The 6,126-nt window shown below is 74.9% G+C and carries 6 protein-coding genes; 4 read left to right on the forward strand and 2 right to left on the reverse strand.

The window, feature by feature from the left end; all coding sequences use genetic code 11:
• Window positions 1-7 precede the first annotated feature (7 nt).
• Window positions 8-847, reverse strand: a complete 840-nt coding sequence (locus ACFV6D_RS03435; RefSeq protein ID WP_363373571.1) for an HAD family hydrolase — start codon at window positions 845-847, stop codon at window positions 8-10.
• A gap of 414 nt (window positions 848-1,261) precedes the next feature.
• Here ACFV6D_RS03435 and ACFV6D_RS03440 point away from each other — a divergent pair, with 414 nt between their 5' ends.
• Window positions 1,262-2,131, forward strand: coding sequence for a chitosanase (locus ACFV6D_RS03440; RefSeq protein WP_063350568.1), 870 nt, complete (start codon window positions 1,262-1,264; stop codon window positions 2,129-2,131).
• Window positions 2,132-2,357: 226 nt separating this feature from the next.
• Complete coding sequence (locus ACFV6D_RS03445) at window positions 2,358-3,629, forward strand: ROK family protein (protein WP_380339400.1); 1,272 nt, start codon at window positions 2,358-2,360, stop codon at window positions 3,627-3,629.
• A gap of 15 nt (window positions 3,630-3,644) precedes the next feature.
• On the opposite strand, the gene ACFV6D_RS03450 is transcribed toward ACFV6D_RS03445, so the two are convergent.
• Window positions 3,645-4,214, reverse strand: a complete 570-nt coding sequence (locus ACFV6D_RS03450; RefSeq protein WP_380339397.1) for a TetR/AcrR family transcriptional regulator — start codon at window positions 4,212-4,214, stop codon at window positions 3,645-3,647.
• A gap of 101 nt (window positions 4,215-4,315) precedes the next feature.
• Here ACFV6D_RS03450 and ACFV6D_RS03455 point away from each other — a divergent pair, with 101 nt between their 5' ends.
• Both ACFV6D_RS03455 and ACFV6D_RS03460 read left to right on the forward strand, forming a co-directional pair.
• On the forward strand, window positions 4,316-4,786 hold the full coding sequence (locus tag ACFV6D_RS03455) for a DUF1348 family protein (RefSeq protein ID WP_380339394.1): 471 nt from the start codon (window positions 4,316-4,318) through the stop codon (window positions 4,784-4,786).
• Window positions 4,787-4,935: 149 nt separating this feature from the next.
• Window positions 4,936-6,024, forward strand: coding sequence for a hypothetical protein (locus tag ACFV6D_RS03460; protein WP_380558163.1), 1,089 nt, complete (start codon window positions 4,936-4,938; stop codon window positions 6,022-6,024).
• Window positions 6,025-6,126: the final 102 nt, after the last annotated feature.

The following is a 6,126-nucleotide window of genomic DNA, read 5'->3' on the forward strand; positions in this document are numbered from 1 at the left end:
ACGCGGCTCACCCCTCGGGGAACAGGCCCTCCAGGACGGTGGCCACCCCGTCCTCGTCGTTGCTGCCGATGACGTGGTCCACCGTGGCCAGCACCTCCGGGTGGGCGTTGGCGACGCCGTACGAGGTGCCCGCCCAGGCCATCATCGGCAGGTCGTTGGGCATGTCGCCGAACGCGACCGCCTGCTCGCGGGTGATCCCTCGCCGCCGCGCCAGGTCGCCGAGCGCGGAGGCCTTGCTGACGCCCTTCGCGACGGCCTCGACCAGCCGCTCGCCGTTCGCGTGGTAGACCGTCACCAGCTCGCCGAGCACCGGGCGGGCCAGCGCCAGCAGCTCGTCCGCGGACAGCTCCGGGTGACGGCCGATCAGCTTGGGCGCCGGGCGGCCGAACAACCGTGCGTCGTCGAGGCGTTGCACGGTGGTGTCGGCGTCCCAGGCGCCCGCCTCGTAGTGCGCGTCCCCGGCCAGCTCCTGGGCGTACTCGACGGCCAGCCCGATCCCCGGCACGGCCTCGCGCAGCCGCCGGGCGCTCTCGCCGAGCACGTCGACCGGGATCGGGTTCTCGGCGATCACCGCGCGGGTGCGCATGTCGTAGCCGAAGGCGCCGTTGGAGCAGATCGCCACGCCCCGGTGGCCGAAGGCGGCCGCGATCTCGCCCATCAGGCGCGGCGGGCGGCCGGTGACCAGGACGACGAGCCCGCCGGCCCGTTCGACCCGGGCGAGCGCGGCGACGGTGCGGGCCGAGACGGTGCGGTCGCCGCGCACGATCGTCCCGTCGAGGTCGGTGGCCACCAGGCGCGGCGGCCGTATCGGGGTGACGGTGGGCGGGGTGGTGCTCGGGAGGCTCATGGGTCGGTGCTCCGTGCTGGTCGGGGTTTCGGTGGGAGCGGCCGGGCGCGGAGGCGTGTGCGGTACGCGCGCGTACGGCGCGGGCGGTGCGCACGCGGCGTGTGCGTGCACGCGGGGCGCCCGATTCGGTGGTGCAGGGAGCTCGCGGGCCGGGCTCGGCGGTGGCCGGGCGGACGGTCGCCAGACGCTCGGACGGTATCACCGGCGCGGCCCGTTCGGCGACGACCGAGCACCGTCTCCGAGACCCAAGCAATTTTATTAGGAAACTTTCCTTACCTTATAGACCGCCGTCGGCCGCAGACCGTACTCTGCTGCCGCGAGCTCGCTCTCCTGCCCCCACAGCGCCCCCGTTCGACCGGCGCGCCATCCCCCACTGCCTCCGGCGGCACCGCCCCCGGAGATCGGAGCACACCCATGCGAGTTTCCCGAACCCGACGCCTCGCCGCCGCCACCGCGGCAGCCGCCCTGGTCGCCGGTGCGGCCTGGGCCGCCACCTCCGCCTCGGCGTCCACCGCCCCCGCCCGGGCGACCGCCGCGGCCGTGCAGCGGGCGTCCGCAGGCGGCCTGACCCCCGATCAGCACCGCCGGGCCGACCAGCTGATCAGCATCTTCGAGAACAGCACCACCGAACTCCAGTACGGCTACGCCGAGAACATCAACGACGGCCGCGGCGTCACCGCCGGCCGCGCCGGCTTCACCACCAACGACGGCGACGCGCTCAAGGTCGTCCGCGCCTACACCGCCGTCTCCCCCGACAACCCGCTCGCCCGCTTCATCCCCGAGCTGGAGCGCCTGGCCGCCGCCGGCAGCGGCGACACCAGCGGCCTGCCCGAGAGCGACTACGTCGCCGCCTGGAAGCAGGCCGCCCAGGACGCCACCTTCCGGCAGGTCCAGGACGACCAGGTCGACCAGCGCTACTTCACCCCCGCCATGAACCAGGCCGACCAGCTCGGCCTCACCACCGCCCTCGCCCGCGCCGAGCTGTACGACGCCTCCATCCAGCACGGCAACGGCAGCGAGTACGACGCCCTGCCCGCCCTCATCGGCCGCACCAACGCCAAGGTCGGCTCGCCGTCCGGCGCCGGCGAGAGCGCTTGGCTGAACGCCTTCTTCGACGTCCGCGTCGACGACCTCACCAACCCGGCCAACTCCTCCACCGCCGACGAATGGAGGAAGTCCGTCGACCGGGTCGAGTGCCTGCGCCGGATCGCCGCCACCGGCAACTACAACCTGGACGGCCCGCTCAGCGTCACCGCCTTCGGCTCCGGCTACACCATCGACTGACCCACCCGCACCCGTCGAGCCCGGGGTCCGGCGTGTGGGACCGGACCCCGGCCCTGCGAGGGCCGCCCCCGGCGGGGCGCGGCCGCGCCGGGCGATCCGACCGCCGGTGGCAGCAGGGAGCCGGGACTCTCCGCCGCCACCGGCGGTCCGCGCTTCCGCTCCGCCCGTCCGTACTCTCACCGTCCGTCCTCGTTCGTCGGCTGACGGGTGCCCTACGATCGACCGAATGAGCACAGCAGGACGGACTACGGCCACGGACGGGGCGCCGCAGCCCGTCGCCCTCGCTCTACTGTCAGGGCCTGGACAACAGCCGTGGAACCGGCAGCGGCTCCGGAGCAACAACGAGTGGCTCCTGCTGGAGCGGCTGCGCTGCCACGGCCCGCTCTCCCGGGCCCAACTAGCCCGCGACACCGGGCTGTCCAAGCCGACCGTCTCCACCGCACTGGCCACCCTCGAACTCGCCGGACTCGCCCGCGAGGCCGGCAGGTTCGCCCCCGAGCGCGGCCGCACCGCCGTCCTGTACGAGACCGACCCGGCCGCCGGGCACGTCCTCGGGCTCGACATCGGCCGGGCCCGGCTGCGGGTCGCCGTCGCCGACCTGTCCGGATGCGTCGTCGCCCGCCGCGACCTGCCCAACCGCGGCCGCTCGGCCAACGCCGTCGCCGACGCCGTCGTCGCGGCCGCCCGCGAGGCCCTCGCCGAGGCGGGCCTGCCCGGCACCGCCGTCGCCCACACCGTGGCCGGCACGCCCGGGGTCTGGGACGAGCGCAGACGCAGCGTCAGGCTCGCCGCCAGCCTGCCCGGCTGGGGCCGCCCCGGCCTGTTCGACCGAATAGCCGACGGCCTGGGCACCACCGTCACCGTCGCCAACGACGCCAACCTCGCCGCCGTCGGCGAGTACACCTACGGCGCGGGCGCGGGCAGCCGGCTCTTCGTCTACCTGCTGGTCGGCACCGGACTCGGCCTGGGCGTGGTCAAGGACGGCGAACTGCTGACGGGGGCGCACGGCGCGGCCGGGGAACTCGGGCTGCTGCGACTGCCGGGCTGCGCCTCCGCCACTGCCACTGCCACTGCGACCACCGGCACCGGCACCACCCTGGAGGAGACCGTCTCCGCCGACGCCGTGGTGCGCACCGCCCTCGACCTCGGGATGCGGCGGCCGCTCAGCGCCGAGAAGGTGTTCACCCGGGCCCGGCTCGGCGAGCCCGCCGCGGTCGAGGCCGTCCGGCAGGAGGTGGACCGCCTGGGCTACGTCCTCGCCGTCGTCGCCGCGCTGCTCGACCCGGACGTGGTCGTCCTCGGCGGCGGCATCGGGCGCAGCGCCGACCTGCTGCTGCGCCCGTTGGAGCAGGCCCTGTACGAGCGTTCCCCGCTGCGGCCCCGGCTGGAGCCGAGCCGGCTGGGCCAGGACGCCGTCCTGCTGGGCGCCGTCGCCACCGCCCTGGAGGCGGCCCGCCCCGAGGTCTTCGAGCGGCGCACGGCCCCCGTCCCGGGCTGACGGCCCCGCGGTCCGTCAGGCGCGGGCGGACAGTGCGGCGTCCAGCAGCACGCGGGCGGCCGCCTTGGCGTCGGCGGCGGCGCTCGGGTCGCCGTGCACGGCGGCGGTGGTCATCGCCCCCTCGGCGAGCAGCGCCAGCTGGGCGGCGGTGGCGGGCGGGGCGCCGGCGGCCTCGGCCAGGCAGGCGAGGTAGGCGTTGAACTCCTCCTTGTGCTGCCGGGCGGCCGCCGTGACCGCCGGTGAGACGGCGCCCAGCTCGCCGAAGGAGTTGACGAACGCGCAGCCCCGGAAGTCGGGTTCGGCGAACCAGCGGCCGAGCCAGTCGAAGACGGCGAGCAGTTGGTCGCGCGGCAGCGTGGCGGCGCCGGCCACGTAGGCGGCGAGGTTCGCCCGCCAGCGTCCGTCCCGGCGTCGCAGGTACGCCTCGACCAGGTCGTCCTTGGACGGGAACTGCTGGTAGAGCCGGCGCATCGTCAGGCCGGAGGCCGCCCGGACGGCGTCCATGCCGACCGCCTGGATGCCCTGACCGTAGAACAGCTCCTCGGCCGCGTCGAGGATCAGGCCCCGCGGGTCGTGCTGGTCCATCTGCCGTGCCCTTTGCGTGAGAACGATGGTTCTCCTAGGGTAGCCGCTACAGCGAGAACGACCGTTCTCACCGTCGGCTCCGCCATGCCCGAGGAGACCCCGTGACCGAACAGCGCCCTCCCCTGCCCCCGTTCACCCCGGAGACCGCCCGACGGAAGGTCCGCGCCGCCGAAGACGCCTGGAACACCCGCGACCCCCACCGCGTCGCCCTCGCCTACACACCCGACAGCCGGTGGCGCAACCGCACCGAGTTCCTCACCGGACGCGAGCGGATCGCCGACTTCCTCACCCGCAAGTGGCACCGCGAACTCGACTACCGCCTCGTCAAGGAGCTGTGGGCGCACGACGGCGACCGCATCGCCGTCCGCTTCGCCTACGAGTGGCACGACGACTCCGGCCAGTGGTACCGCTCCTACGGCAACGAGAACTGGGAGTTCGACCGCGACGGCCTGATGGCGCACCGCCACGCCGCCATCAACGACCTGCCGATCGCCGCCGCCGAACGCCTCTTCCACTGGCCGCTCGGCCGGCGCCCCGACGACCACCCCGGCCTCACCGCCCTCGGGCTCTGACCCGGCGCCAGAATCCGGTCCCGACACGGCAGGCCGGGGCGGCCGGGGCGGCCGTTGTTCCACGACCGTGACACGGCTCGCACCGGCCGCTGAACTCCCCCTGGGATGCTCCTCCTCGAACGCGAACCGCACCCGAGGGGGGACCTGGAATGTCCGTGCGCAACAGATTCGGCACCACCGCCGCGCTCGCCGTGATGACCACCGTCGGCGCCGTCCTGCTCTCCGCCTGCGGCCCCGACAACGCCGGCTCGGACGCCGCCGCCCCCGGCAGCGCGGCGCCCGGCGCCACCGCTCCGGGGGCCCCGGCCCCGGGCGGCTCCGCCCACCCGAGCACCCCCGCACCGAGCAACCCCGCACCGGGCACCCCCGTGCCGAGCACCCCCGCGCCGGGCACCAAGGAGGTCAACGGCACCAGCGCCGCCAACCACCTGACCGTCAGCACCGGCACCCGGGCCGTCGCGATGAACGGCACCACCGTCGACTTCGGCACCGTCGTCCGCGACCTCGCCTGGTCCCCCGACGGCAAGCGGGCGGCCTTCATCAACGGCAACGGCGACCTCGTCGTCGCCGACCCCGACGGCGGCGCGAAGGTCACCCTCGCCACGGCCCCCGGCGGCGAGGCCTGGTCCCACCCCACCTGGCAGCACGCCGCGCAGGGCCCCAGCGACCTCCCCGAATCCGCCGAACGCTTCGACACCATCGTCTTCGCCGCCGCCAAGGGCGGCGTCCTGCGCCTGGAGAAGATCCCCACCAAGGCCGTCGGCGGCACCCCCGAGGTGCTCACCCCGCACACCTCCCTGGACGGCAACGCGAACATGCCGCAGCCGCCGCAGACCGGCAACACCTGGGCCGACGCCGGTGGCCGGCACGGCGAGATCGTCTACGCCAACACCCCCGCCGGCGAGGTCTACCTCTACGACGACTACATCCGCCCCGCCACCCGCGACCTGGGCCAGGGCTCCCAGCCGGCCCTCTCCCCCGACGGCGAGCACGTCGTGTTCGTCCGCTCCGTCGACGGGCACGACCACCTGTTCACCCGCTCCAGCCGGATCGACCAGAAGGACGAGAAGGACCTCACCCCCGCCGCCGCCACCGACTACACCGAACCCGCGTGGTCCCCCGACGGCAGGACCATCGCGGCCCGCACCCCCGACGGCGTCAGCACCCTCCCCGCCGACGGCTCCGCCGCCCCGACCCCGGTCTCCACCGTCAAGGGCCTCCCCGCCTACCGGCCGTGAGCCCCCCGGAACAACGTGAGCAGCTGACGGGGGGCGGGGGTGGGGCGGCGGGGCCCCCCCCCCCCCCGGGGCGGGGCCGCGCGATCATTAGGGTGTGTATGA

Source organism: Kitasatospora sp. NPDC059812 (assembly GCF_042732075.1).
GTDB lineage: Bacteria > Actinomycetota > Actinomycetes > Streptomycetales > Streptomycetaceae > Kitasatospora.